The 24,328-nt window shown below is 59.0% G+C and carries 20 protein-coding genes, 2 tRNA genes, 1 rRNA gene and 2 pseudogenes; 10 read left to right on the top strand and 15 right to left on the bottom strand.

The window, feature by feature from the left end; all coding sequences use genetic code 11:
• Positions 1-13 precede the first annotated feature (13 nt).
• The 3 genes from P5704_000535 to P5704_000525 all read right to left on the bottom strand — a co-directional run bounded on the left by P5704_000535 (position 14) and on the right by P5704_000525 (position 1,822).
• Positions 14-89: transfer RNA gene (locus tag P5704_000535), tRNA-Ala, on the bottom strand.
• A 30-nt stretch (positions 90-119) separates the two neighbouring features.
• A tRNA-Ile gene (locus P5704_000530) sits at positions 120-196 on the bottom strand.
• Positions 197-287: 91 nt separating this feature from the next.
• A 16S ribosomal RNA gene (locus tag P5704_000525) occupies positions 288-1,822 on the bottom strand.
• A 99-nt stretch (positions 1,823-1,921) separates the two neighbouring features.
• On the opposite strand from P5704_000525, the gene P5704_000520 reads away from it, so the two are divergent.
• From P5704_000520 to P5704_000500, 5 genes are all read left to right on the top strand, one after another.
• A complete protein-coding gene (locus P5704_000520; protein WOF79030.1) occupies positions 1,922-2,299 on the top strand; it encodes a hypothetical protein in 378 nt (125 codons plus the stop codon).
• 257 nt (positions 2,300-2,556) lie between these two features.
• On the top strand, positions 2,557-3,894 hold the full coding sequence (locus P5704_000515; protein ID WOF79029.1) for a TRZ/ATZ family hydrolase: 1,338 nt from the start codon (positions 2,557-2,559) through the stop codon (positions 3,892-3,894).
• A 143-nt stretch (positions 3,895-4,037) separates the two neighbouring features.
• Positions 4,038-4,736, top strand: a complete 699-nt coding sequence (ubiG, locus tag P5704_000510; GenBank protein ID WOF79028.1) for a bifunctional 2-polyprenyl-6-hydroxyphenol methylase/3-demethylubiquinol 3-O-methyltransferase UbiG — start codon at positions 4,038-4,040, stop codon at positions 4,734-4,736.
• Entirely contained in the window at positions 4,736-5,407 is a 672-nt protein-coding gene (mupP, locus tag P5704_000505; GenBank protein ID WOF79027.1) for an N-acetylmuramic acid 6-phosphate phosphatase MupP, read from the top strand. The genes ubiG and mupP overlap by 1 nt, the downstream gene beginning before the upstream one ends.
• A gap of 85 nt (positions 5,408-5,492) precedes the next feature.
• Positions 5,493-6,233 (top strand): YciK family oxidoreductase, encoded by a 741-nt coding sequence (locus tag P5704_000500; protein ID WOF79026.1) that lies wholly within the window; start codon positions 5,493-5,495, stop codon positions 6,231-6,233.
• A 67-nt stretch (positions 6,234-6,300) separates the two neighbouring features.
• On the opposite strand, the gene P5704_000495 is transcribed toward P5704_000500, so the two are convergent.
• The 5 genes from P5704_000495 to prmB all read right to left on the bottom strand — a co-directional run bounded on the left by P5704_000495 (position 6,301) and on the right by prmB (position 11,528).
• Positions 6,301-7,434 carry a pseudouridine synthase gene (locus P5704_000495; protein ID WOF79025.1) on the bottom strand — a complete coding sequence of 378 codons (1,134 nt, stop codon included), beginning with the start codon at positions 7,432-7,434 and terminating at the stop codon, positions 6,301-6,303.
• A 112-nt stretch (positions 7,435-7,546) separates the two neighbouring features.
• Entirely contained in the window at positions 7,547-8,191 is a 645-nt protein-coding gene (locus P5704_000490; GenBank protein ID WOF79024.1) for a bifunctional 4-hydroxy-2-oxoglutarate aldolase/2-dehydro-3-deoxy-phosphogluconate aldolase, read from the bottom strand.
• Between the two features lie 17 nt (positions 8,192-8,208).
• Complete coding sequence (pgl, locus tag P5704_000485) at positions 8,209-8,922, bottom strand: 6-phosphogluconolactonase (GenBank protein WOF79023.1); 714 nt, start codon at positions 8,920-8,922, stop codon at positions 8,209-8,211.
• Positions 8,909-10,378, bottom strand: coding sequence for a glucose-6-phosphate dehydrogenase (zwf, locus tag P5704_000480; protein WOF79022.1), 1,470 nt, complete (start codon positions 10,376-10,378; stop codon positions 8,909-8,911). Before zwf ends, pgl begins: the two co-directional genes overlap by 14 nt.
• Positions 10,379-10,604: 226 nt before the next feature.
• On the bottom strand, positions 10,605-11,528 hold the full coding sequence (prmB, locus tag P5704_000475) for a 50S ribosomal protein L3 N(5)-glutamine methyltransferase (protein ID WOF79021.1): 924 nt from the start codon (positions 11,526-11,528) through the stop codon (positions 10,605-10,607).
• A gap of 312 nt (positions 11,529-11,840) precedes the next feature.
• On the opposite strand from prmB, the gene P5704_000470 reads away from it, so the two are divergent.
• The 3 genes from P5704_000470 (at position 11,841) to folE (ending at position 13,788) form a co-directional block, all read left to right on the top strand.
• Positions 11,841-12,437, top strand: a complete 597-nt coding sequence (locus tag P5704_000470) for a cysteine hydrolase family protein (protein ID WOF79020.1) — start codon at positions 11,841-11,843, stop codon at positions 12,435-12,437.
• Between the two features lie 152 nt (positions 12,438-12,589).
• Positions 12,590-13,147: a Smr/MutS family protein gene (locus P5704_000465; protein ID WOF79019.1), complete on the top strand. Its 558-nt coding sequence runs from the start codon at positions 12,590-12,592 to the stop codon at positions 13,145-13,147.
• A gap of 95 nt (positions 13,148-13,242) precedes the next feature.
• Positions 13,243-13,788, top strand: coding sequence for a GTP cyclohydrolase I FolE (gene folE, locus P5704_000460; GenBank protein ID WOF79018.1), 546 nt, complete (start codon positions 13,243-13,245; stop codon positions 13,786-13,788).
• Positions 13,789-13,832: 44 nt separating this feature from the next.
• Here folE and P5704_000455 read toward each other — a convergent pair whose 3' ends face one another.
• Together P5704_000455 and P5704_000450 are read right to left on the bottom strand one after the other, a co-directional pair.
• Positions 13,833-14,435 (bottom strand): glutathione S-transferase family protein, encoded by a 603-nt coding sequence (locus P5704_000455; protein ID WOF79017.1) that lies wholly within the window; start codon positions 14,433-14,435, stop codon positions 13,833-13,835.
• A gap of 41 nt (positions 14,436-14,476) precedes the next feature.
• Positions 14,477-15,643 carry a PLP-dependent aminotransferase family protein gene (locus P5704_000450; GenBank protein ID WOF79016.1) on the bottom strand — a complete coding sequence of 389 codons (1,167 nt, stop codon included), beginning with the start codon at positions 15,641-15,643 and terminating at the stop codon, positions 14,477-14,479.
• An 80-nt stretch (positions 15,644-15,723) separates the two neighbouring features.
• Between P5704_000450 and P5704_000445 the strand changes: the two genes are divergently transcribed.
• Positions 15,724-16,167, top strand: a complete 444-nt coding sequence (locus P5704_000445) for a MarR family transcriptional regulator (protein ID WOF79015.1) — start codon at positions 15,724-15,726, stop codon at positions 16,165-16,167.
• 30 nt (positions 16,168-16,197) lie between these two features.
• Here P5704_000445 and P5704_000440 read toward each other — a convergent pair.
• Positions 16,198-16,925 (bottom strand): annotated as a pseudogene (locus P5704_000440) (IS3 family transposase).
• A 39-nt stretch (positions 16,926-16,964) separates the two neighbouring features.
• Between P5704_000440 and P5704_000435 the strand changes: the two are divergent.
• Positions 16,965-18,116, top strand: a pseudogene (locus tag P5704_000435) (IS3 family transposase).
• Between the two features lie 176 nt (positions 18,117-18,292).
• On the opposite strand, the gene rpsA reads toward P5704_000435, so the two are convergent.
• The 4 genes from rpsA to hisC all read right to left on the bottom strand — a co-directional run bounded on the left by rpsA (position 18,293) and on the right by hisC (position 24,204).
• Positions 18,293-19,975, bottom strand: a complete 1,683-nt coding sequence (gene rpsA, locus P5704_000430; protein WOF79014.1) for a 30S ribosomal protein S1 — start codon at positions 19,973-19,975, stop codon at positions 18,293-18,295.
• Between the two features lie 193 nt (positions 19,976-20,168).
• Positions 20,169-20,858, bottom strand: a complete 690-nt coding sequence (gene cmk, locus P5704_000425) for a (d)CMP kinase (GenBank protein WOF79013.1) — start codon at positions 20,856-20,858, stop codon at positions 20,169-20,171.
• Positions 20,855-23,098, bottom strand: a complete 2,244-nt coding sequence (locus P5704_000420) for a bifunctional prephenate dehydrogenase/3-phosphoshikimate 1-carboxyvinyltransferase (protein WOF79012.1) — start codon at positions 23,096-23,098, stop codon at positions 20,855-20,857. Before P5704_000420 ends, cmk begins: the two co-directional genes overlap by 4 nt.
• Positions 23,095-24,204 (bottom strand): histidinol-phosphate transaminase, encoded by a 1,110-nt coding sequence (hisC, locus tag P5704_000415; protein ID WOF79011.1) that lies wholly within the window; start codon positions 24,202-24,204, stop codon positions 23,095-23,097. The genes P5704_000420 and hisC overlap by 4 nt, the downstream gene beginning before the upstream one ends.
• Positions 24,205-24,328: the final 124 nt, after the last annotated feature.

Below are 24,328 nucleotides of genomic sequence, written 5' to 3'. Positions count from 1 at the left end.
ATTTTCGAGTTAATGGTGGAGCCAAGCGGGATCGAACCGCTGACCTCCTGCGTGCAAAGCAGGCGCTCTCCCAGCTGAGCTATGGCCCCATCTACAGATCGGCCACATCCCATGACAATTGGTGGGTCTGGGCAGATTCGAACTGCCGACCTCACCCTTATCAGGGGTGCGCTCTAACCAACTGAGCTACAGACCCAATCGTCTCTCTCGGGTCGAAACCCAATCGCTTTTCGCTAGTGAATCAAGCAATTCGTGTGGGAGCTTATGAAGAAGCTGAAGTCTTCGATTAAGGAGGTGATCCAGCCGCAGGTTCCCCTACGGCTACCTTGTTACGACTTCACCCCAGTCATGAATCACTCCGTGGTAACCGTCCCCCGAAGGTTAGACTAGCTACTTCTGGAGCAACCCACTCCCATGGTGTGACGGGCGGTGTGTACAAGGCCCGGGAACGTATTCACCGTGACATTCTGATTCACGATTACTAGCGATTCCGACTTCACGCAGTCGAGTTGCAGACTGCGATCCGGACTACGATCGGTTTTATGGGATTAGCTCCACCTCGCGGCTTGGCAACCCTTTGTACCGACCATTGTAGCACGTGTGTAGCCCAGGCCGTAAGGGCCATGATGACTTGACGTCATCCCCACCTTCCTCCGGTTTGTCACCGGCAGTCTCCTTAGAGTGCCCACCTTAACGTGCTGGTAACTAAGGACAAGGGTTGCGCTCGTTACGGGACTTAACCCAACATCTCACGACACGAGCTGACGACAGCCATGCAGCACCTGTGTCAGAGCTCCCGAAGGCACCTATCCATCTCTGGAAAGTTCTCTGCATGTCAAGGCCTGGTAAGGTTCTTCGCGTTGCTTCGAATTAAACCACATGCTCCACCGCTTGTGCGGGCCCCCGTCAATTCATTTGAGTTTTAACCTTGCGGCCGTACTCCCCAGGCGGTCGACTTAATGCGTTAGCTGCGCCACTAAGATCTCAAGGATCCCAACGGCTAGTCGACATCGTTTACGGCGTGGACTACCAGGGTATCTAATCCTGTTTGCTCCCCACGCTTTCGCACCTCAGTGTCAGTATTAGCCCAGGTGGTCGCCTTCGCCACTGGTGTTCCTTCCTATATCTACGCATTTCACCGCTACACAGGAAATTCCACCACCCTCTGCCATACTCTAGCTTGCCAGTTTTGGATGCAGTTCCCAGGTTGAGCCCGGGGCTTTCACATCCAACTTAACAAACCACCTACGCGCGCTTTACGCCCAGTAATTCCGATTAACGCTTGCACCCTTCGTATTACCGCGGCTGCTGGCACGAAGTTAGCCGGTGCTTATTCTGTCGGTAACGTCAAAACAGCAAGGTATTAACTTACTGCCCTTCCTCCCAACTTAAAGTGCTTTACAATCCGAAGACCTTCTTCACACACGCGGCATGGCTGGATCAGGCTTTCGCCCATTGTCCAGATTCCCCACTGCTGCCTCCCGTAGGAGTCTGGACCGTGTCTCAGTTCCAGTGTGACTGATCATCCTCTCAGACCAGTTACGGATCGTCGCCTTGGTGAGCCATTACCTCACCAACTAGCTAATCCGACCTAGGCTCATCTGATAGCGCAAGGCCCGAAGGTCCCCTGCTTTCTCCCGTAGGACGTATGCGGTATTAGCGTTCCTTTCGAAACGTTGTCCCCCACTACCAGGCAGATTCCTAGGCATTACTCACCCGTCCGCCGCTGAATCAGAGAGCAAGCCCCCTTCATCCGCTCGACTTGCATGTGTTAGGCCTGCCGCCAGCGTTCAATCTGAGCCATGATCAAACTCTTCAGTTCAATACTGCTTGGGTTTTGAGAAAACCCTAAACTTGGCTCAGCAATCGCAAATCCCTTTAACGAGTAAAGAGTAACTCTCGAATAAACGAGTGTTGCTTTGTGATGCTGATAATCTATCTGACCATCAGTCTTACATTCACAAGCACCCACACGAATTGCTTGATTCAGTTGTTAAAGAGCGTTTCGATCAAGCCTTTCGTCTCAACCGAGGCCGCGCATTCTACAGCAGCCTTGTTACCTGTCAAGCTGTTTTTGAAGAAGTTTTTCTTTCTTCTCAACCGCTTGCGCTTCAGATCAACCCAGCGTCTCTCATCAGCGGGAGGCGAATCATACAGCGTTCAAATCCGCTGTCAACCACCTCTTTCAACCGCTTCCGATCAACCTGACCGAAGCCGCCAACAGGACTCAACCACCACCCTGCCAGCCCGGCGCATTCTACTCGAATCCGCCACCGGTGCAACCCTTTTATTTCGCTAACCTTTTGATTTACAAGAGGTTTTGCTTAAGGACTGCGCCGGAAGTGGTGCGCATTATAGGGACCTGAAAACTGCCGTCAACCGTTTATTTCAGTTTTATTCAGATGGCGACCCGGCGAGCCCCAAAGTAACAACCGTACGAGTGATACCAGCTACAGCTATATAAGGAGCACTACAAAGAATCATGGCTCGCTCGTTTCTTCAATCCTAAGTCACCAGCCTTTACACTAGCCTTCTCCTCCCAAGTCATGGCCCCACATGTCCCGGCACAGCGATGCTCCGCTCGATCTGCTTTTATTTCCCACCTGGCTCGTTCCGGTGGAACCGGCTGGCGTGGTACTGAAGGGGCACGGGCTCGGCGTTCGAGCCGGACGCATTGCACTCATCGCTCCGCGTGCCGAGGCGCTCAAACATCAGGCGATAGAAACGCGAGAGCTCGAGGGGATGCTTCTTGCTCCAGGCATGATCAATTCGCATGGGCATGCCGCGATGACCCTGTTTCGTGGCCTCGCTGATGACCTCCCCCTGCAGCGCTGGCTTAAAGATCACATCTGGCCAGCCGAATCACGCTGGGTCGACGAGGATTTCGTTCGCTGTGGCACCGAGCTGGCGATTGCCGAGCAATTGAAAAGCGGGATCACCTGTTTTTCTGACATGTACTTCTATCCCAATGTCGTCAGCGAACTGGTGCACAAGCACGGCGTGCGAGCGCAAATCACCGTCCCGGTTCTTGACTTCCCCATTCCCGGCGCACGCGATGCGGATGAAGCGCTACGCAAAGGCGTGGCGCTGTTCGACGATCTCAAGCATCACTCCCGCATCACGATCGCCTTCGGGCCGCATGCTCCTTATTCGGTTGCCGACGATAAACTTGAAAGCATTCGCGTTCTGGTAGCGGAGATGGATGCAGGCATCCAGATGCACGTCCATGAAACCGCCCATGAAGTCCAAGAGGCGTTGCGGAAACACGGTGAGCGGCCGCTAGCGCGATTAGCAAGATTGCAACTGCTAGGGCCGCGGTTTCAGGCAGTGCACATGACTCAGGTAGATGATGAAGATCTCGCGCTGCTCACCGAGCATAATTGCAGCGTTATTCACTGCCCGGAATCCAACCTCAAGCTCGCCAGTGGCTTCTGTCCAGTTGAGCGCCTGTGGGAAGCGGGAATCAACGTGGCAGTCGGCACGGATGGGGCGGCAAGCAATAACGACCTAGACCTGCTAGGCGAAACTCGTATGGCAGCGCTGCTGGCCAAGGCCGTCGCTGGTTCGGCCACGGCACTGGACGCCCATCGCGCTCTGCGCATGGCCACACTGAATGGCGCCCGAGCGCTGGGCATCGATGAGCACACCGGCTCTCTGGAGACAGGCAAATTCGCCGATCTCGTCGCGCTGGATCTTTCCGGTCTGGCACAACAACCGATATACGACCCGGTTTCCCAATTGATCTACGCCACCGGTAGAGACGCGGTGCGACATGTATGGGTAGGCGGCAAGCAACTGCTGGAACACGGTCGCCTTACGCGAATGGACGAACAGCGAGTGATTGCGAACGCTCGCCAATGGGGCGAGAGAATTGCGAGCACCGATCAACGCTGAATCAGACCAACCATACACGGCCTCTGCGCGACCAAATGACATACAAATCACGGCGGCTACCATGCCCTCGACCTTAGCTGAAGCTGGCAACATGAGCCCTTGCAGCTCAAGCTTCTCCCTCAAGCTTTCAAACGGACCGGATCATGAGCAACGTCGACCACGCTGAAATCGCCAAATTCGAAGCCCTTGCACATCGCTGGTGGGATCGCGAAAGCGAGTTCAAGCCGCTTCACGAAATCAACCCGCTTCGGGTGAACTGGATAGACGAGCACATTTCCCTGGCGGGCAAGAAGGTTATCGATATCGGTTGCGGAGGCGGCATTCTCAGCGAAGCCATGGCTCAGCGAGGCGCTCAGGTCACCGGCATAGACATGGGTGAGGCGCCGCTTTCGGTAGCACGCTTGCACCTGCTGGAATCCGGACTCGAAATCGATTATCGGCAGATCACTGCCGAAGCCATGGCCGAGGAAGCTCCCGAGCAATTCGATGTGGTCACCTGTCTCGAAATGCTCGAGCACGTGCCGGACCCGGCATCGGTCATCCGGGCCTGCTGTGCACTGGTCAAGCCAGGCGGGCAGGTCTTCTTCTCGACGATCAACCGCAACCCGAAAGCCTATGCGTTCGCCATTATCGGCGCTGAGTACGTATTGCAGCTACTGCCGCGCGGCACCCACGACTTCAAGAAATTCATTCGCCCCTCAGAACTGGGAGCCTGGAGTCGCGATGCGGGCCTGGTCGTCAAGGACATCATCGGTCTTACCTACAACCCGCTGACCAAGCACTACAAGCTGGCTGCGGACGTCGATGTCAACTACATGGTCCAGACCATCAAGGAGGCATGATGCGCCTGCGAGCTGTTCTGTTCGACATGGACGGTACTCTGCTCGATACCGCCCCCGACTTCATTGCCGTCGTGCAAGCCATGCGAGGCGCCAGGGGACTGGCACCGGTTTCCGAACAACAGGTTCGTGATGTCGTGTCAGGCGGAGCGAGGGCCATGGTGCTCAGCGCTTTCGATGTCGACCCGCTATCGGCCGAGTTCGAAGAACTGCGTCTCGAGTTCCTCGCGCGGTATCAGGAGAACTGCGCGGTGCACAGTCATCTTTACGATGGCATGGCCGAACTGCTCGACGAGATCGAACGGGCGAACCTGATCTGGGGCGTAGTGACCAACAAACCGCTGCGCTTCGCCGAGCCGATCATGCATCAACTGGGCCTGGCTTCCCGCTCCGCCGTGCTGATCTGCCCTGATCATGTCACCAAGAGCAAGCCTGATCCCGAACCCATGCTCTTGGCCTGCAGCCAACTCGACCTGGATCCATCCACGGTCCTGTTCGTCGGCGACGACCTGCGAGACATCGAATCAGGTCGCGCGGCAGGCAGTCGAACAGCCGCAGTGCGGTATGGCTACATTCACCCCGAAGACAACCCGGGAAGCTGGGGCGCTGATGTGGTGGTAGACCACCCGCTGGAGCTCCGGCAAGTCCTGGATAGGGCACTGTGCAGTTGCTGAAACAGCGACAGCGCAAACCACCCTAGCCTTATCGTCCGACGCACACTTGTCGGACGCCACCTACCATCGATTCAAGAGGCATCCGATGTTCGAGTATTCCGCCCGCCCCGACTTGCTCGCAGGGCGCATCATTCTGGTTACGGGAGCCGGCCGCGGTATCGGAGAAGCTGCCGCGAAAGCCTATGCAGCACACGGGGCAACCGTACTGCTGCTTGGCAAGAATGAAGACAACCTGAACCGGGTTTACGATGACATCGAAGCCGCGGGCCATCCTTGTCCTGCCGTTATTCCGTTCAATCTGGAAACCGCACTGCCGCACCAGTACGACGAACTGGCCGCCATGATCGAACGTGAGTTCGGTCATCTCGACGGCCTTTTGCACAACGCTGCGATCGTTGGTCCGCGGACACCGCTTGAGCAGTTGTCCGGCGACAACTTCATGCGCGTGATGCAAGTGAATGTAAACGCGATGTTCATGTTGACGAGCACCCTGCTGCCGCTGCTGAAGTTAGCCAAGGACGCTTCGGTGATCTTCACGTCGAGCAGCGTCGGCCGCAAGGGACGCGCATATTGGGGCGCCTACGCTGTATCGAAGTTTGCCACCGAAGGGCTGATGCAGGTGCTGGCGGATGAAGTGGATGACACCGCTGCGGTCCGCGCCAACAGCGTCAATCCGGGGGCCACTCGTACCGACATGCGCGCGAAGGCTTATCCCGGCGAGAACCCGCTGGTGAACCCGCTCCCCGAGGAAATCATGCCTGTCTATCTGTACCTGATGGGCCCGGACAGCATCGGCGTGAATGGCCAGGCGCTGGACGCGCAATAACCAGGGCTTGCCAAAGCAAAACCGCTGCGCAGCGGCTTCGACCACTGCGCAGCGCTGGATACAGCGATCAGGTGCGTTTGCTACGCCCGAAGCCTGGGCGCTGACCATCTCCGGCCGGCCTTTTACCTGGCCCCGACGGACGCCCTGCCCCGTCCTTACGCTTACCACCTTTACGCGCGTCGCCCGGACGCTCAGCGACCGGCGTTCCACGCGTTTTTTCACTACGCCCTTCGCTGACACGTGGCTTGCGCCCGCCTTCACCACCCTTCGGTGCCCGCGGCTTTTCCGAAGCTGGCACATCGGCCTCGCTTGACGAACGCAGCACGCGAGGTCGCCGCTCACCGCGGCTCAACGGCTTCGCCACCTTGCGCTGCATGCGATCGATCTTTTCCTTGGCCTTGGCTTTCATGCTCGGCAATGCAACCGGCTTGAGCCCAACCTCCTGGCTGAGAATATCCACTTCGGTTTGCGACATTTCTCGCCAGCGGCCCATCGGCAGATCGGAGGTCATGAAGACCGGACCGAAACGCACACGCTTCAATCGACTTACGACCAATCCCTGGGACTCCCACAGACGGCGAACCTCGCGATTACGGCCTTCCATCACCACGCAGTGATACCAATGATTGAAGCCTTCACCGCCGGGCGCTTCCTGGATGTCAGTGAAGCGTGCCGGACCGTCTTCCAGCATCACACCGGCCTTCAGCCTCTCGATCATCTCGTCGTCGACTTCCCCACGCACCCGCACCGCATACTCGCGGTCCATCTCATAAGAAGGATGCATGAGACGGTTGGCCAGTTCGCCGTCGGTGGTGAACAGCAGAAGGCCGGTGGTGTTGATGTCGAGACGACCGATATTGATCCACCGCCCCTCCTTCGGGCGCGGCAGACGGTCAAACACCGTTGGGCGACCTTCCGGATCGTTGCGTGTGCAGATCTCGCCGTCCGGCTTGTTGTAGATCAGTACACGGCGGACTACTTCGCTGACCTCTTCCCGCTTGAGCAGGCGGCCGTCGACTGCGATCGCATCATGAGAGTCGACGCGCTGGCCCAGGCTCGCGACTACGCCATTGACCTTGACGCGACCTTCGGAAATCCATTTTTCGACATCGCGACGCGACGCCATGCCCAAGCGAGCCAGGACTTTCTGCAGCTTTTCGCCGTGAGTAACGTGAGTGCTTGTTTCTTCGTGCTCGGTCATCTGGGCACCTCCCGGTGTGGCAATCCGATTGAAAGGGCGCGAATCATACGCGCATCGCTGCCGCTACGCACCAATCACAGCGTAGCAGCGATCCCGACCAGCGCTGGCAGCGTTACACTAGTGCGGCCAGTGCCTGAGCGGTGCGTCGTTGAATGCCGGCCCAGTCGCCCGAGCGGAGGCTCGCACCGTCGATCATCCAGGTGCCGCCGACGCACATCACGTTCGCCAGGGCCAGATATTGCGCGGCGTTTGCTGCGTTTACGCCGCCGGTCGGGCAGAAACGCACGTCGGCAAAGGGGCCGCCGAGCGCCTTCAGCGCAGCGATGCCGCCACAGATCTCTGCCGGGAAGAGCTTGAAGCGGCGATAACCCAGCGCGTAGCCCTCCATAACATCCGATGCGCTACTGGTACCTGGCAGCAGTGGCACCGAGCAGCTCACCCCCGCTTCCAGGATTTCCCGCGTGGAGCCGGGTGTGACGATGAACTGCGCCCCCGCCGCCTCCACTTCATCCATCATGCGTCGGTCCAGAACGGTACCAGCGCCGATACAAAGATCAGGACGCTCTTCACGGAGCCGTCGAATGGCTGTCAGGCCATGACTGGATCGCAGGGTGATCTCCAGCGTACGAAGGCCGCCAGCGGCCAATGCGTCAGCAAGAGGCAGGATCTGCTCTTCGCTACCGATGGTGATGACCGGCAGGATCCGCGCATCTGCACAGATTCGTTCGATCAGAGCGTTCTTCTGGTCCATGGTCATGCGAAAGTCCTCGGGCCTCACGGGCACCAATAGATTTCGAGCGGGGAATGCAGGAATGCGCGAATCGGCATCTGCAACGGATCGACATTCAGTGCCGCGCGCAGCGTTTCGAGCTTGTCAGCGCCCTGGATAGCCAGACACTGCATTCGAGCACCAGCGAGCAGCGGATAGGTCATCGTCAGGCGTGCCTGCGGATCGACCGGCGCCTGCATCGGCAGGCACCGCTCCGGACAGTCATCGCGCAACGCATGTGGCAGATTCGGGTTGCCGGGAAACAGCGAAGCGGTATGACCATCGTCCCCCATTCCCAGTATCAGCACATCGATAGGCCGCTGCAGCTGCGCCAGGGCATGGTCGCCGAACGATGCAGCCTGCTCGACGGATTCAGCCGGATGGTACAGCCCGATCAGCCGCGCCTCGCGCGCCGCATTCTGCAGCAGATGACGCCGCACCAAGCCTTCGTTGCTGGCCGGTTCGGTCACAGGCACCCAGCGCTCGTCAGCCAGACTGATCTGCACCTTCGACCAGTTCAGTTCTCGTGTCGACAAAGCTTCGAAGAATGCAATCGGACTGCGCCCACCGGATACGACGAGACAGGCTATGCCATGGGTCTGCACCGCATAGGCCAGCGCCTTGGCCACGTTGTCAGCCATCAGTTCGGCCTGCCGTTGCGGATTGGCCAAACTATGTGCCACCACACCGGTAGGAAGATCCAGTTCAGAGATCGCCATACCACGCCCTCCCGTCGCGTGTGATCAGTGCAATCGAAGCAACTGGCCCCCAGGAGCCAGCGGGATAAAGCTTGAGCTCTGCGCCGAGACGATTCCAGCCCTCGATCAGCTGATCGCACCAATGCCATGCGTACTCGATTTCATCCCTGCGCACAAAGAGGTTCTGGTTGCCCTGCATGACCTCAAGCAGAAGACGCTCATAGGCATCTGGAATGCGCGTGCTCTTGTAGGTCTCGGAGAAATTCAGCTGCAAGGGTCCGCTGCGCAGATGCATGCCTTTGTCCAATCCCTGCTCCTTGGTCATCACCTGCAGCGAGATGCCCTCGTCAGGCTGCAGTCGAATGATCAGGCGATTGCTGATCAGCGCTCGCTGCTCAGGGGCGAAGATGTAGAACGGTGGCTCCTTGAAATGAATCACGATCTGCGAAAGCTTCTGCGCCATGCGTTTGCCGGTACGCAGATAGAACGGTACGCCCGACCAGCGCCAGTTGCAGATATCGGCACGCAACGCGACGAAGGTTTCCGTACTGCTTTCAGCGTTCGAGTTCTCTTCGTCCAAATAGCCTGGCACCGAAACGCCCGCAACGTTGCCGGCGGCGTACTGGCCCCGCACCACCCGCTGATGAAGGGATTCGGCAGTGATCGGTGCCAGCGCCTTGAGCACCTTCACCTTCTCATCGCGGATGCTGTCGGCGGTCAGATTGCTCGGCGGGTCCATGGCGATCAGGCAGAGCAGTTGCAGCAAATGGTTCTGGACCATGTCACGCAGTTGGCCGGCCTGGTCGAAATAGCCCCAGCGTCCTTCGATGCCGACCGTTTCGGCCACGGTGATTTCTACATGGGAGATATGATGCTGGTCCCACTGCGTCTCGAACAGGCTATTGGCGAAGCGCAGCGCTATGAGGTTCTGGACCGTTTCCTTGCCCAGATAGTGATCGATGCGATAGATGCGACTCTCGGGAAAGTGCTCGGCGACCGCATCGTTGATGACGCGCGAAGACGCCAGATCATGGCCGATGGGCTTTTCCAGAACGACCCGCGCCTGCTCGGCGAGCCCTGCCGCAGCCAGGAACCTGCAGATGTCACCGTAGACCGCCGCGGGCGTCGCGAAATAGGCGATCAGGGGTTGCTCGGCCGGCACGCAGTCACATAGCGCGGTGTAACCCTCGGGGCGACGAAAATCCATCGCCAGATAGTGCAGCCGGACGCTGAAGCGATCGAGGGCCTGCTCATCCAGCTCGCCCGCAGGAACACGCGTACGCAATGCCTGCTCGATTCGCGCCTTGTGTGTGGCCGGCTCACCGCTCTCACGCGATAGCGCCAGGATCTGGGTATCGGCATGTAGCAGGCCGGCGCGATCCAACTGATACAGCGCGGGAAACAGCTTGCGCAACGCCAGGTCGCCCAGGGCGCCGAACAACGAGAATGTGATGGGTTCTACCATAATGCCTGGCATGGTCCGTCCGCTTGAATGCAGGATGCAATGACGTGCAACGCGAGCACGACGATGACCGGTCAACGAGTTCGCGCTCGTCGCCTTCCGATCAGACGCCACATGCAACAGACCACTCGGCGACTCAAATGCTCAGGTATCGGCGGAAAATTCCCAAGGTTGCCGCGCCGCAGGAACAGCACGAACACCTGAGCGCGACAGCTCGGTCGTTAATGGGGACCAACCTGGATCAGTTTCCTGCGAGGCGTGCGCGGAACAGGGCCTGATGCTTTCGGCACTGCTGCGCTGCGAGCAGGAAGACGCCATGCCCCCCGCGCGAGAACTCCAGCCAGGTGAAATCCACCTCGGGATAAAGAGCCTGGACATGAACCTGACTATTTCCCACTTCGACGATCAGGATGCCATCCTCAGTGAGGTGATCCGCGGCTTCGGCGAGCATACGTCGCACCAGATCCAGTCCGTCTTCACCGCATGCCAGGCCCAGGGCCGGTTCGTGATGAAACTCAGCGGGCATGTCGTCGAAATCTTCGGCATCGACATAGGGAGGATTGGAAACGATCAGATCGAAACGTTGGTTTGGCAGCCCGTCGAAACCATCGCTTTGCACGGTATAAACCCGCTCTTCGAGTCCGTGATGCTCGATGTTTCGGTTGGCCACCTCGATCGCATCGAACGACAGGTCAGCGAGCACCACCTCGGCCTTGAGAAACTCGTAAGCGCAAGCGATGCCGATGCAGCCTGACCCTGCGCACAGATCGAGAATCCGCTTGGGCGTGTCGGGCAGCCAGGGTTCGAAGCGATGCTCGATCAACTCAGCAATCGGCGAACGTGGAATCAGCACGCGCTCGTCTACGATAAAGGGCAAGCCGCAGAACCAGGCTTGCCCAAGGAGATAAGCGGTCGGCACACGCTCCTCGATACGGCGACGCAGCAGTTCCTGTAGATGCTCGCACTCGTCAAGTTCGAGTCGGCAGTCCAGATAGCTGTCAGCCATTTCCCATGGCAGGTGCAGCGCACCCAGCACCAACTGGCGCGCATCATCCCAGGCATTGTCGGTGCCATGGCCGAAGAACAACTGCTCCGCCTGAAACCGGCTGACGGCCCAGCGGATATGGTCACGCAGCGTACGCAAGCGGGAGAGCGAAGCGGTCACAAGGGCGTCTCCTGTAAAAAGGGCGCGAGTGTAGCAGGCATACGAAAACCCGAGCCATGCCTGCTATGACCACGCGAGCAAGGCTCTCGAGCCACCCACTCAGGTTGTAAATACTCAATTCGTTTCAACACCAGATGAGCGGCCGGCATTACCCTTCGGCTCGCAGTCGGGGCCCGATATCTCCGACATATCGTGCGGCCATGCAGTTCGACTGAGCAGTCAGCAAAACGTCCAGCGAAACATGAGCCGGACGGTTCACATCGGCGCATTCTGGCGCCACAATCAGCCCCCTCACAGCACAAGGAGCCGAAAATGACCAAGCCACAGACCATGCTTCAGCTCAGTGGCCGCAGCTATAACCCGGCGACGCTGACGAATGCCACCTTGCTGGTCATCGATGTGCAGGAAGAGTACCGCAGTGGTGTTCTTGCCCTGCCTGCCCTGGATCGGGCACTTCCGGAAATCACCCGTTTGCTGGCAGCCGCGCGCGAAGCTGGCGCGCCGATCGTGCACGTGCATCACCTGGGTATCAGCGGTGGCCTTTTCGATCCGCAGGGCTTCCGTGGGCAGATCATGCCGGAAGCGGCACCGCTGCCCGGAGAGGCAGTGGTTGCCAAACGCTTGCCGAACGCCTTCTCCGGCACCGAGCTCCACGAACTGCTGCAGAAACTGGGTCATCTGGATTTGATCGTTTGCGGCTTCATGACCCACTCCAGCATCAGCACAACGGTTCGGGCTGCCAAGGATTACGGCTATCGCTGCACCCTGGTGGACAGCGCCTGTGCCACACGCAATCTGCCGATGGGCGAAGGCAGCATCGATGCCGAACAGGTGCACCGCATCGAGATGACCATTCTTGCCGACAACTTTGCCGTTTGCGTGCAAGACGCTGCGGCGCTGGCGCGCTGAAGACCCACGATTCAAACGCTGCCTGAGCTGAACGAGCTGGCAGCTTTTCCAGACACACGCCGCCTGATGCAAACAAAAATACGCCTGGATGGAAGGCTCGTCCGCCAGGCGCCGTGACTGGGGTAAACTGCCGTCCTGTTTGGAGGCTCCCCATGCAAGACGATGACTTCTCTCTCTTCCAGTCGGCCGTGCGCGGCGTCAAGCCGATCAAGCACGACCGCGCCGAAATCGGCAAAGCGCGCAGCAATCGCGAACAGATCGCGACTCGCCGCAGCAACGCCACCGTCAGCAACGAAACCACACGCGTCGACGGTTTATCGGATCAGTTCGTCATCGACGTAGGCGCCGAAGACGAGCTTTATTGGGCCCGCGACGGGGTGCAGGACAGTCAGGTCCGCAAGCTCAAAGCCGGCCAGATCCCATTCGAGGGAAGCCTCGACCTGCATGGCATGAGCGTCGAGAAAGCCCGGGAGCTGTTATGGGATTTCATCGCCGAAGCGACACGGCTCGAAGTACGCTGCGTCCGCGTGACCCATGGCAAGGCGGCAAGGCTCGACGGCAAGCGGCCACTGATCAAGAGCCACGTCAACACCTGGTTGCGGCAGCATCCGCAAGTGCTCGGCTTCACCTCCTGCCTGCCACGTCATGGCGGTACCGGAGCCATTTACGTGATGCTCAAACGCACCATGCTGGAAGGCCGGGACGAATGAGCCGTGGCCAGCGTCTCGCTCGCCATACTTGCCAGCCGAGCGGCGGCCCCCTACCCTTCGCGTTCGCGACCCCATGAAGCCTGACAGGTAGCTCAATGTCCCTGGAACAACACTACACCGCGATCCTCGGCCAACTCGGCGAGGACGTTAGCCGCGAAGGCCTGCTCGACACGCCCAAGCGCGCCGCCAAAGCCATGCAGTACCTGTGCAAGGGCTATCAGCAAACCCTCGAGGAAGTCACCAACGGCGCACTGTTCACGTCAGATAACAGCGAGATGGTGCTGGTCAAGAATATCGAGCTGTACTCGCTGTGCGAGCATCACATGCTGCCTTTCATCGGCAAGGCGCACGTTGCGTATCTTCCCAATGGCAAGGTACTCGGCCTCTCGAAGGTCGCTCGCATCGTGGATATGTATGCGCGCCGCCTGCAGATTCAGGAAAACCTGACTCGTGAAATCGCCGAGGCGATGCAGCAGGTTACCGGCGCATCAGGTGTGGCGGTGGTCATCGAAGCCCAGCACATGTGCATGATGATGCGCGGCGTGGAAAAGCAGAACTCGTCGATGGTCACATCGGTGATGCTGGGTCAGTTCCGCGATAGCGCCGCGACCCGCAGCGAGTTTCTCGGCTTGGTGAAATAGCCCCGACCACAGTAAAACAGGGCCGTTGCGGCCCTGTTTTTCATTCAATCGTACATACCTACATGCCGCGGATGACTGGCGACACGCTCCAGCCATCGGCGAATTGCGGGATAGTCATCGAGCCTGAACCCTCCCTCTTCAGCCACATGCGTGTAGGCGTACAGCGCAACGTCGGCAATCGAGTAATGCTCACCCACCAGGTAGGGCGTGCGTAGCAACTGCTGCTCCATAACGTTCAACGCATGGTAGCCATCGAGCTGCTTGGCCTCGTACTCCTCACGGCGATCCTCCGGCATGCCGAGATACACCTTGATATAGCGGGCGACAGCCAGAAACGGCTCATGGCTGTACTGCTCGAAGAACTGCCACTGCAGCACCTGGGTGCGCAGCCGCGGGTCCGCCGGAAGAAACTCGCTGCCGTCGGCCAGATAGTTGAGGATGGCGTTGGACTCCCACAGGCAGGCGCCATCCTCCAACTCCAGAACCGGAATCTTGCCGTTCGGATTCTTCTTGAGAAACTCCTCGGAGCGGGACTCACCGCGAAGGATATTGATCGAAATCCATTCGTAAGGCTGCTCCAGCAGGTGCAGCATCAGCTTGACCTTGTAGCAATTACCCGACCGGTAATCACCATAGACTTTCAACATGCTCCCTCCGATCGACCCGCAACGCAGGCCGGCGATATCTCTCAGGCGGCTTGCAGCACGGCACCTTCGCGGATGACCTGCGCCAGACGACGCACCCCTTCTTCCATTCTCTCAGCAGCCACATGGCTGAAGTTCAGCCGCAGATAACCCGGATTGGCGTCCGGGTCCACGAAAAAGGGCTCACCTGGCATGAACACCACATCATTGGCGAGCGCCCGGTCAAGCAGGGTTCGCGTATCCAGCGGCTGCTTCAGCGTCAGCCAGAAGAACAGCCCTCCCTGCGGCAGCTGCCAGGTCGCGAGATCACCGAAGTGCTCGCTGAGCGCAGCCTGCATGGCATCACGACGAACGCGATAGAAATCGCGAAGCTCCGCCAGATGCGCCTGATACCGCTCGCTACCCAGCCACTGCAGCGCCTGCCACTGCCCGATCCGGTTGGTGTGCAGATCAGCCGACTGCTTCAGTCGTAGCAAATAAGGGAACAGATCCGGTGAGGCGATCAGATAGCCGACGCGCAGCCCGGGCAGCAGCGTTTTGGATACGGTGCCGGTGTAAATCCAGCTTGCTCGTTGCAGACGTGACACGATGGGCCGGGCACTGCCCTGATCGAAAACCAGCTCGCGGTAGGGCTCATCCTCGAGCAGCGTCACGCCAAACTCGTCCAGTAATGCAGCGACAGCGTCACGCTTGTCTTCGCTGTAGCGAACGGCAGATGGATTCTGGAACGTAGGAATCAGATAGGCGAAAGCAGGTTTGTGCTGCTCCAGCGTGGCGCGCAGAGCAGCCAGATCCGGACCATCGGCCTGCTGGGGAACCGCCAGGCATTCGGCTCCGAACAATTGAAAGGACTGCAGCGCGGCGAGATAGGTTGGCGCCTCAACCAACACTTCTGTGCCCGAGTCGATAAACAGCTTCGACGCGAGATCCAGCGTCTGCTGCGAGCCACTGACGATCAGCACCTGGCTCGCCTCACAGGGTACGCCCAATGCTCGTGCCTGCGCCGCAATGGCTTCTCGAAGAGCAGGTTCGCCTTCGCTCATGCCGTACTGCCCCATGCCTGCTGGCAGCTCGGCCCAATCGACCGCGGGCAGCATCGCCTCGGCCGGCAGGCCGCCAGCGAAGGACATCACTTCCGGACGCTGGGCTGCAGCTAGGATTTCACGAATGAGAGAACTTTTAAGGCGAGTAATACGTTCGGAGAAGGCCATTTTCATACCAGATGCGAGGCGCTGCAAAATAAGTCAAACTTCTTGACCGAAATTACGCCTCTCACGATAAATACGTCAATATGCCTGACCTAAAAAAAAGCGCAGTGCAGCGCCAGATCATGGAGAGCTTCTTTCTCGGCTATCAGGCCTTCACGGCCAAGCCTGACGAAATGCTCGCCCGCCGCGGCCTATCCCGCGTGCATCACCGCATTCTTTTCTTTATCGCCAGCTACCCGGACCTGAGCGTCAAGGAGTTGCTGAGCTATCTCGGTGTCTCCAAGCAGGCACTGAATACACCGCTACGCCAGTTAATCGAAATGCACCTGGTGGAGAGCCTGACTGCAGAGGATGACAAGCGAAAGCGCATGCTGCGCTTTACCGCAGAGGGGGCAAAGCTGGAGCAGGCCTTGCGCAGGGAACAGGTCCGTCTGCTTCAACGGGCCTTCAATGATGTCGGCGAGCAAGCCGTGGATGGCTGGCTGGTAGTCAACCAGGCACTTGCCATGGAAAAGGCCAGAGGCTAGGCGAGGACTCGGCGACCCGAGCGGACGGCAGACTTGCTCCGGGCCGCTTGGAACCACCTGATCAGGACCCGGTTTGAGCAGGTTCGGATGTCGCCGAAAGCGATGATGGCTTTCAGTCGTTTTGTGATACGCCCGCTTGCGGGCCACCAATAAACGTCTCTCGCGCAGAATGGAAAACAGGCGATCTCGGCCCACTTGCAGCTCATGCTGTGGCTGACAATGCATCAAATAATGCAGCTTTCGCGTCCCCATGCGGGGTTGCCGCAGACGTTTTTGGGTAACGAAATCAACAACTTCCTGATCCAGTACCAAACGAGCAGCATAGGCGCGATTGCGCTTGTAGTAAGCCTGTCGGCTTATCCCCATGAACTGGCAAGCCCTGCTGATGCTCAGGTTTTGGATTCGTTTTTGCGAGAGGACTTGCCGGGACGCTTTTTTACGACAGAAAGACCGTAGTCAGTTTGCAACACATCCACGACAGCTTCGAAAAACTGCGCTTTTTGATTCGACAGAGCAAGCTGCTCTTCAAGCTCTTTGATGCGTTGCTCTGGCGTCAATGGGCGGTTTTGCTCGGGCATGATCCCCATCCTCGGCGAGCCAAGATATGCGCCTGGATTCCAGTTTTGCCGACCATGCTTGCGTAACCACGTCAGAACGGTCGTCTTGCCTTGGATCCCGTAACGCTCCTGAGCCTCCTTATAACTCAGCTCGCCTTTTTCGACCTGGTCGACATGTAGTGGTCTGCTGATCCCGGACACCCATTTAGGGCGAGAATACTCGCCATAGAGAGGTGTCTGATGACCAAGCAACGTCGTTCCTTTACGCCCGAGTTCAAACGGGAGGCCGCCAGTCTGGTGCTCGACCAGGGCTATAGCCATATCGAAGCAGCCCGTTCATTGGGGCTGGTTGAGTCAGCTCTGCGTCGATGGGTAAAACAGCTTCAAGAGGAGCGCGCGGGCGTTACCCCGAAGAGTAAAGCACTGACTCCCGAGCAGCAGAAAATCCAGGAGCTGGAAGCCAGGATCGACCGGCTGGAACGGGAGAAAACGATCCTAAAAAAGGCTACCGCTCTCTTGATGTCGGATGAGTTCAATCGTACGTGCTGATAGACCAGTTAAGTGAGCAGGAGTCGGTGGAAGTGGTCTGTTCAGCGTTCGACGTGGTGCGATCTTGCTACTACGCCCATCGTCTACGCCACTACCGTGTTGATGCACACCGCGTTGCACTGCGCAGTCAGGTCAATCAGCTGTTCAACCAGAGTCGAGGGTCGGCTGGCAGCCGAAGCATTCTGGGCATGCTGCGTGAGGATGGCGTAAGCATTGGCCGCTTTCGCGTGCGTCGGTTGATGCGCGAGTTGGGCCTGGTCAGCAAACAACCAGGCTCGCACGCGTACAAGCAGGCTACGGTTGAGCGGCCAGATATCCCGAACCGGCTGAACCGCGAGTTCACCGCTGAGCGCACCAATCAGGTGTGGTGCGGCGACATCACCTACATCTGGGCGCAAGGCCGCTGGAATTACTTAGCGGTGGTGCTGGATCTGCATGCACGGCGAGTAATTGGCTGGGCATTCTCCGCCAAGCCGGATGCGGCATTGGTCATCAAGGCGCTGGATATGGCCTACGAACAACGAGGTAAACCGCAGCAGGTGCTGTTAGGGCAGCCAGTACGCCAGCCGCCTGTTTCGGCAGCGGTTGTGGCGATATCGGATGGAGCAGAGCATGAGTCGCCGGGGAAACTGTTGGGACAACTCGCCAATGGAACGACTGTTCCGCAGCTTGAAATCCGAATGGATTCCGGCGACAGGCTACGTGACCGCTTCGGAAGCTCAACGGGACATCAGTCATTACCTGATGCACCGTTACAACTGGATCAGGCCGCATCAGTTCAACGACGGACTGCCACCTGCGGTGGCCGAAGAAAAACTTAATCCACTGTCCGGGATGGGTTGACCACTACAACAACCGACAATTTAAAAGTCATCGTGTAGTCCCGCTGGCTGCGCCTTTTTGCTGCTTCCATTACATCCTCCTGAAAATCGATCAGAAGGTGTAAACCCTATTCAGGACGGGACAACAGACACAAAAAAGGGCGACCGAAGTCGCCCTTTTTCATGAAGAACCCGAACTTAGTTCTGGTTTTCCATCTGAGCACGAATCAGATCACCAATGGTGGTCGGGCCAGTGCTTTCTACGTCCTGCTTGGTGCGCAGCTCTTTCATCGCATCCTTTTCGTCTTCGACGTCTTTGGACTTGATGGACAGGCTGATCACGCGGGACTTGCGGTCGATGCTGATGATCTTGGCTTCGACTTCGTCGCCTTCCTTCAGCACATTGCGTGCGTCTTCAACGCGGTCGCGGCTGATTTCGGAAGCTTTCAGAGTGGCTTCGATATCGTTGCCCAGATCGATGATGGCGCCCTTGGCGTCAACTTCTTTCACGGTACCGCGAACGATGCTGCCCTTGTCATTGACAGCAGCGTAGTTGGAGAACGGATCGTCTTCCAGCTGCTTGATGCCCAGGGAGATGCGCTCACGCTCCGGGTCGACCGACAGGATGACGGTATCCAGCTCGTCGCCCTTCTTGAAGCGGCGGACGGCTTCTTCACCCGGCTCGTTCCAGGAGATGTCGGACAGGTGCACCAGACCGTCGATGCCGCCGTCCAGACCAATGAAGATACCGAAATCGGTGATCGACTTGATGGTGCCGGAGATGCGGTCGCCCTTGTTGAACTGGCCAGAGAAGTCTTCCCATGGGTTGGACTTGCACTGCTTGATGCCCAGGGAGATGCGACGACGCTCTTCGTCGATGTCCAGAACCATGACTTCCACTTCGTCGCCGACCTGTACGACCTTCGACGGGTGGATGTTCTTGTTGGTCCAATCCATTTCGGAAACGTGTACCAGACCTTCGACGCCTTCTTCCAACTCGGCAAAGCAGCCGTAGTCGGTGAGGTTGGTGACGCGCGCCTGAACGCGGGTGCCTTCCGGGTAACGAGCCTTGATGGCAACCCATGGGTCTTCGCCCAGCTGCTTCAGGCCCAGGGAGACGCGGTTGCGCTCGCGGTCGAACTTCAGCACCTTGACGTCGATCTCGTCGCCAACGTTGACGATTTCGGACGGATGCTTGATACGCTTCCAGGCCATGTCGGTGATGTGCAGCAGGCCATCTACGCCGCCCAGGTCAACGAACGCACCGTAGTCGGTGAGGTTCTTGACGATACCCTTGACCTGCTGACCTTCCTGCAGGGACTCGAGCAGAGCTTCGCGCTCGGCGCTGTTCTCGGCTTCCAGTACGCTGCGGCGGGAAACGACAACGTTGTTGCGCTTCTGGTCCAGCTTGATGACCTTGAACTCGAGCTCTTTGCCTTCCAGGTGGGTGGTGTCGCGCACAGGGCGGACATCGACCAGGGAACCCGGCAGGAACGCACGAATGCCGTTGACGTCGACGGTGAAGCCACCTTTGACTTTGCCGTTGATGACGCCCTTGACCACTTCTTCTGCAGCGAAAGCCGCTTCCAGAACAATCCAGGATTCCGCGCGCTTGGCTTTTTCACGGGACAGCTTGGTTTCGCCAAAGCCATCTTCAACCGCGTCCAGAGCAACGTGGACCTCGTCACCCACCTTGATGGTCAGCTCGCCCTGCTCGTTGTAGAACTGCTCGACCGGGATGACGCCCTCGGACTTGAGGCCGGCATGCACGGTGACCCAGTCACCGTCGATGTCGACCACGATGCCGGTGATGATGGCGCCCGGCTGCATGTCGAGGGATTTAAGGCTTTCTTCAAATAGTTCTGCGAAGCTTTCGCTCATGTTGATTCCTGCTGTTTTCAGGCGAGAATCCGCCCAATCTCCACACTCCAGACAATGTGGGTTCATTCATATAAAAAAAGGCCTGTGGGACTGGATCTGGTCTCCCACATGCCTCCTTGTTAACGGCCCCGAGCACACAACCTACTGGCTGCAATTTACTCAAGGTCCGTTTGGCCGCCTTTCGGCGTTCCGATCATCCAGCCAAATCGCGCTCGGCGACTTCGCTCAGAATCTTTTGCAACACCTCTTCGATGGAGAGTGTAGTGGAATCCAGTTGAACGGCATCGTCTGCCGGCTTCAGCGGTGCCACCGCACGTTGGGTATCGCGCTCATCGCGCTCCCGGATCTCCTCAAGAAGACTCGCGAGATTAACATCATCGCCCCGCGCCTTCAACTGCAAGTAACGTCTGCGAGCACGTTCTTCCGCACTTGCAGTGAGGAATATCTTCAACGGTGCATCGGGAAACACCACGGTGCCCATATCACGTCCGTCGGCGACCAATCCCGGCGCCTCGCGAAACGCCTTCTGTCGCTGCAGCAAAGCAGTGCGAACCACCGGTAACGCGGCGACCTGGGATGCGCCGGCGCCGACCTGCTCGTTACGGATGGACTCGGTGACCTCCTCCCCTTCCAGAGTGATGATCATGCCGCGCCCATCGCGAGCAGCACCAAACTGAACATCGAGGTGCTCGGCGAGCACTTTCAGCGCTTCTTCGTTGGTCAGATCGACGCCGTGGTTACGCGCTGCGAATGCCAGCAGGCGATACAAGGCACCCGAGTCGAGGAAATTCCAGCCAAGCTTGCCCGCGAGCAAGGCTGCGACTGTGCCCTTTCCCGAGCCACTCGGCCCGTCGATGGTGATGACCGGAACGGGCCTGATCATGAATCACCCTCCGAATGAACCTGCATGCCGGCACGCTGCGCCAGGGCGAGGAAGTTGGGGAACGACGTTGCCACGTTGGCGCAGTCATGGATTCGGATCGGGCCATTGGCTCGCAGCGCAGCCACGCTGAAGGACATCGCGATGCGGTGATCGCCATGCGCCCAGACTTCACCGGAGCCGATTGCGCCACCTTCGATGACAATCCCGTCCGGGGTCGGTTCAGCCTTGACCCCCAGCGTCTGCAGGCCGTCAGCCATCACCTGGATGCGGTCAGACTCCTTGACGCGCAGCTCTTCGGCACCGCGCAACGTGGTGCGACCTTCGGCACAGGCCGCAGCTACGAAGAGCACCGGGAATTCGTCGATCGCCAGCGGAACCAGATCCTCAGGAATGTCGATACCCTTGAGTTGCGCGCCACGCACGCGAATATCCGCTACCGGCTCGCCGCCCACCTCGCGCGGATTCTCCAGAGAGAGGTCACCGCCCATCAACTTCAGAATGTCGATTACGCCGGTACGGGTCGGATTCACGCCGACATGCTCGAGCACGATCTCTGAACCCTGCGCAATGCTCGCCGCCACCATGAAGAAGGCCGCTGAAGAAATATCGGCGGGCACTTCAATATGGGTACCACGCAGCTTGTGCCCTGGCTCGACAACCGCAGTACTGCCTTTGACGGTCACCGGATAGCCGAAACCGCGAAGCATCCGCTCGGTGTGATCACGCGTCGGAGCCGGTTCGGTTACCGAGGTCTGATCAGCTGCATACAGGCCAGCCAGTAACAGACAGGACTTTACCTGCGCACTGGCCATCGGCATTTCGTAATGCATGCCGGACAGACGCTGGCCGCCGCGAATGGTCAGCGGCGGGCGCCCTTCCGGCGCCGTTTCGATCACAGCTCCCATCTCGCGCAGCGGCTTGGCGACGCGGTTCATCGGCCGCTTGGACAGAGACGCATCACCTGTCAGCGTCGTATCGAACGGCTGCGCCGCGAGCAGACCGGACAGCAGCCGCATGGAAGTTCCGGAGTTGCCCAGGTAGATCGGCCCGGGCGGAACCTTGAGGCCGTGCAGGCCGACACCATGGACCGTCACGCGCCCCTGATGAGGGCCCTCGATGACGACGCCCATGTCCCGGAACGCCTGAATGGTCGCCAGAGCATCTTCGCCTTCGAGGAAGCCTTCGACTTCCGTCACGCCCTCGGCAAGGGAGCCGAGCATGATCGAACGGTGAGAAATGGATTTGTCGCCTGGCACACGTAGATGGCCAGTCAGGCTGCCGCCGGGGTTGGCGAGGAAAACGAGGTCATTGGAATGCATAACGTCCACATAGGCTCGGCGAGCCAGTATTTTACTGAAATGTTCCCGGGCCGCCTTGGCGCGAGTGAAAACGCCCAACAGCTTGTGCCCGTCTCCTTCATCGACCGCGGCGCGCAGCGCGTCGAGATCGGCACGAAAATCGTCCAGGGTGTGCAGCACGGCCTCGCGATTGGCGAGAAAAATGTCGTGCCACATCACCGGATCGCTACCGGCGATACGGGTGAAATCGCGAAAGCCACCTGCCGCGTAACGGAAGATCTCGAGATTTTCATGGCGCTTGGCGAGCGAATCAACCAGACCGAAGGCCAGCAGATGCGGTAAATGACTAGTGGCAGCCAGCACCTCATCGTGATGCGCCACCTCCATATGCTCGACATCCGCACCCAGCGCCGACCAGAGCTTGCTCACCAGCGCGAGCGCTTGTGGATCGGTATTTTCCAGCGGCGTCAGGATCACCTTGTGCCGCCGAAACAGCGTACTGTTCGCCGCCGTCACGCCACTGAGTTCGGAGCCGGCGATGGGATGGCCAGGCACGAACCTTGAAGGCATGCTGCCGAACACCTTGCACGCACAGCGCACGACATTGCCCTTGGCGCTGCCGACGTCAGTGATCACTGCGTCGCCCAGTTCAATGTTTGCCAGCTCGGCGAGCAGCCGCTCCAGCGCAAGAATAGGCGTCGCGAGCTGAATCACCTCAGCCCCATGACAAGCCTCCGCAAGCGTCTCGGCGCAGCGATCCACCACGCCCAGCTCGACCGCCAGCTCACGCGAGCGTGCATCCAGATCGAAACCGATCACCTCGCGACAAAAGCCAGCCTCACGCAAGCCTTTGGCGAATGAGCCGCCAATCAGCCCGAGGCCGATCACCGCCAGACGATTCACAATGGGCGAAGGCTGCTGCGCGTGACGAACGTGATTCACTTAGCGAGCACCTGGCGCAATACATCGAGAAAGCGTGCATTTTCCTGCTCGGTGCCAATTGAGACACGCAGGAACGTTGGCATACCGTATCCGGCCACAGAACGCACAATCACCCCTTCACGCAACAGCGCCTGATTGATCGGCGCGGCGTCGCGGGCGAAGTCCACCGCGATGAAGTTGCCCTTCGAAGGAATCCAGTCCAGCCCCAGTTGACGGAACCCCTCCTCCAGTTGGTGCATGCCGGCATCGTTGAGGCGGCGGCTGGCGGCCAGGTAGTCGACGTCATCCAGCGCGGCGCAGGCCGCCGCCTGGGCGAGGCTGTTGACGTTGAACGGCTGGCGGACGCGGTTGAGCACATCGGCGATGACCGGCGAACTGATCGCATAGCCAACCCGCAACGCAGCAAGCCCATAAGCCTTGGAGAACGTGCGCGAAACCAGCAGGTTCGGATAGTCGGCCAGAAACGCCAGGCCATCCGGCAACTCCTGCCCTTCGGCATATTCAATATAGGCCTCGTCCAGCACCACCAGCACGTGCGGCGGCACGCGCGCGAGGAATTCGCCCAGCGCTGCAGCATCGAACCAGGTACCGGTGGGGTTGTTGGGGTTGGCGACGAAGACCACCTGGGAATTCTCGTCGACGGCCGCCACCATTGCGTCGAGGTCGTGGCCCCAGTTGCTGGCCGGCACGGCACGTCCCTCGGCCCCAACCGCCTGCGTCGCAATCGGATAGACAGCGAAGGCATGTTCACTGAACACGGCGTTGAGCCCCGGTGCCAGATAGGCGCGCGCAACCAGCTCAAGAATGTCGTTGGAACCGTTGCCCAGGGTGACCTGATTGATGCCGACCGAATAGCGTTCGGCGAGTCGCTGCTTGAGCGCGAAACCGTTGCCGTCCGGGTAGCGAGTCAGCTCCGAAAGCTCAGCCCTGATCGCATCAAGCACTTTCGGGCTTGGCCCCAGCGGGTTCTCGTTGCTGGCCAGCTTGACGATTCCAACGGGATCCAAATTCAGCTCACGCGCCAGCTCGTCAACCGGCTTGCCGGGCACGTAGGGCGACAGCTTTTGCACACCCGGCTGGGCCAGGGCGAGGAAATCACAGGGCATAGCTACAAGCCTCAAGCTACAAGCTTCAAGAAAAAAGCCAACTCACAACGGCGCCACCAGCCTCGAGCGACAAGCCGTGCAAAGAGCGATACTCCGCGCTCTTGCGGCTTGAGCTTGAAGCTTG

This window comes from Pseudomonas sp. FeN3W (genome assembly GCA_030263805.2).
Classification (GTDB): Bacteria; Pseudomonadota; Gammaproteobacteria; order Pseudomonadales; family Pseudomonadaceae; genus Stutzerimonas; species Stutzerimonas stutzeri_G.
This window is presented reverse-complemented; position numbering and strand designations above follow the sequence as displayed.

Excerpts from the sequence above, each read along its gene's own strand:
- P5704_000515 (WOF79029.1), top strand. The coding sequence starts at position 2,557 with ATGTCCCGGCACAGCGATGCTCCGCTCGATCTGCTTTTATTTCCCACC.
- ubiG (WOF79028.1), top strand. The coding sequence starts at position 4,038 with ATGAGCAACGTCGACCACGCTGAAATCGCCAAATTCGAAGCCCTTGCA.
- mupP (WOF79027.1), top strand. The coding sequence starts at position 4,736 with ATGCGCCTGCGAGCTGTTCTGTTCGACATGGACGGTACTCTGCTCGAT.
- P5704_000500 (WOF79026.1), top strand. The coding sequence starts at position 5,493 with ATGTTCGAGTATTCCGCCCGCCCCGACTTGCTCGCAGGGCGCATCATT.
- P5704_000495 (WOF79025.1), bottom strand. The coding sequence starts at position 7,434 with ATGACCGAGCACGAAGAAACAAGCACTCACGTTACTCACGGCGAAAAG.
- P5704_000490 (WOF79024.1), bottom strand. The coding sequence starts at position 8,191 with ATGACCATGGACCAGAAGAACGCTCTGATCGAACGAATCTGTGCAGAT.
- pgl (WOF79023.1), bottom strand. The coding sequence starts at position 8,922 with ATGGCGATCTCTGAACTGGATCTTCCTACCGGTGTGGTGGCACATAGT.
- zwf (WOF79022.1), bottom strand. The coding sequence starts at position 10,378 with ATGCCAGGCATTATGGTAGAACCCATCACATTCTCGTTGTTCGGCGCC.
- P5704_000470 (WOF79020.1), top strand. The coding sequence starts at position 11,841 with ATGACCAAGCCACAGACCATGCTTCAGCTCAGTGGCCGCAGCTATAAC.
- P5704_000465 (WOF79019.1), top strand. The coding sequence starts at position 12,590 with ATGCAAGACGATGACTTCTCTCTCTTCCAGTCGGCCGTGCGCGGCGTC.
- folE (WOF79018.1), top strand. The coding sequence starts at position 13,243 with ATGTCCCTGGAACAACACTACACCGCGATCCTCGGCCAACTCGGCGAG.
- P5704_000455 (WOF79017.1), bottom strand. The coding sequence starts at position 14,435 with ATGTTGAAAGTCTATGGTGATTACCGGTCGGGTAATTGCTACAAGGTC.
- P5704_000450 (WOF79016.1), bottom strand. The coding sequence starts at position 15,643 with ATGGCCTTCTCCGAACGTATTACTCGCCTTAAAAGTTCTCTCATTCGT.
- P5704_000445 (WOF79015.1), top strand. The coding sequence starts at position 15,724 with ATGCCTGACCTAAAAAAAAGCGCAGTGCAGCGCCAGATCATGGAGAGC.
- rpsA (WOF79014.1), bottom strand. The coding sequence starts at position 19,975 with ATGAGCGAAAGCTTCGCAGAACTATTTGAAGAAAGCCTTAAATCCCTC.
- cmk (WOF79013.1), bottom strand. The coding sequence starts at position 20,858 with ATGATCAGGCCCGTTCCGGTCATCACCATCGACGGGCCGAGTGGCTCG.
- hisC (WOF79011.1), bottom strand. The coding sequence starts at position 24,204 with ATGCCCTGTGATTTCCTCGCCCTGGCCCAGCCGGGTGTGCAAAAGCTG.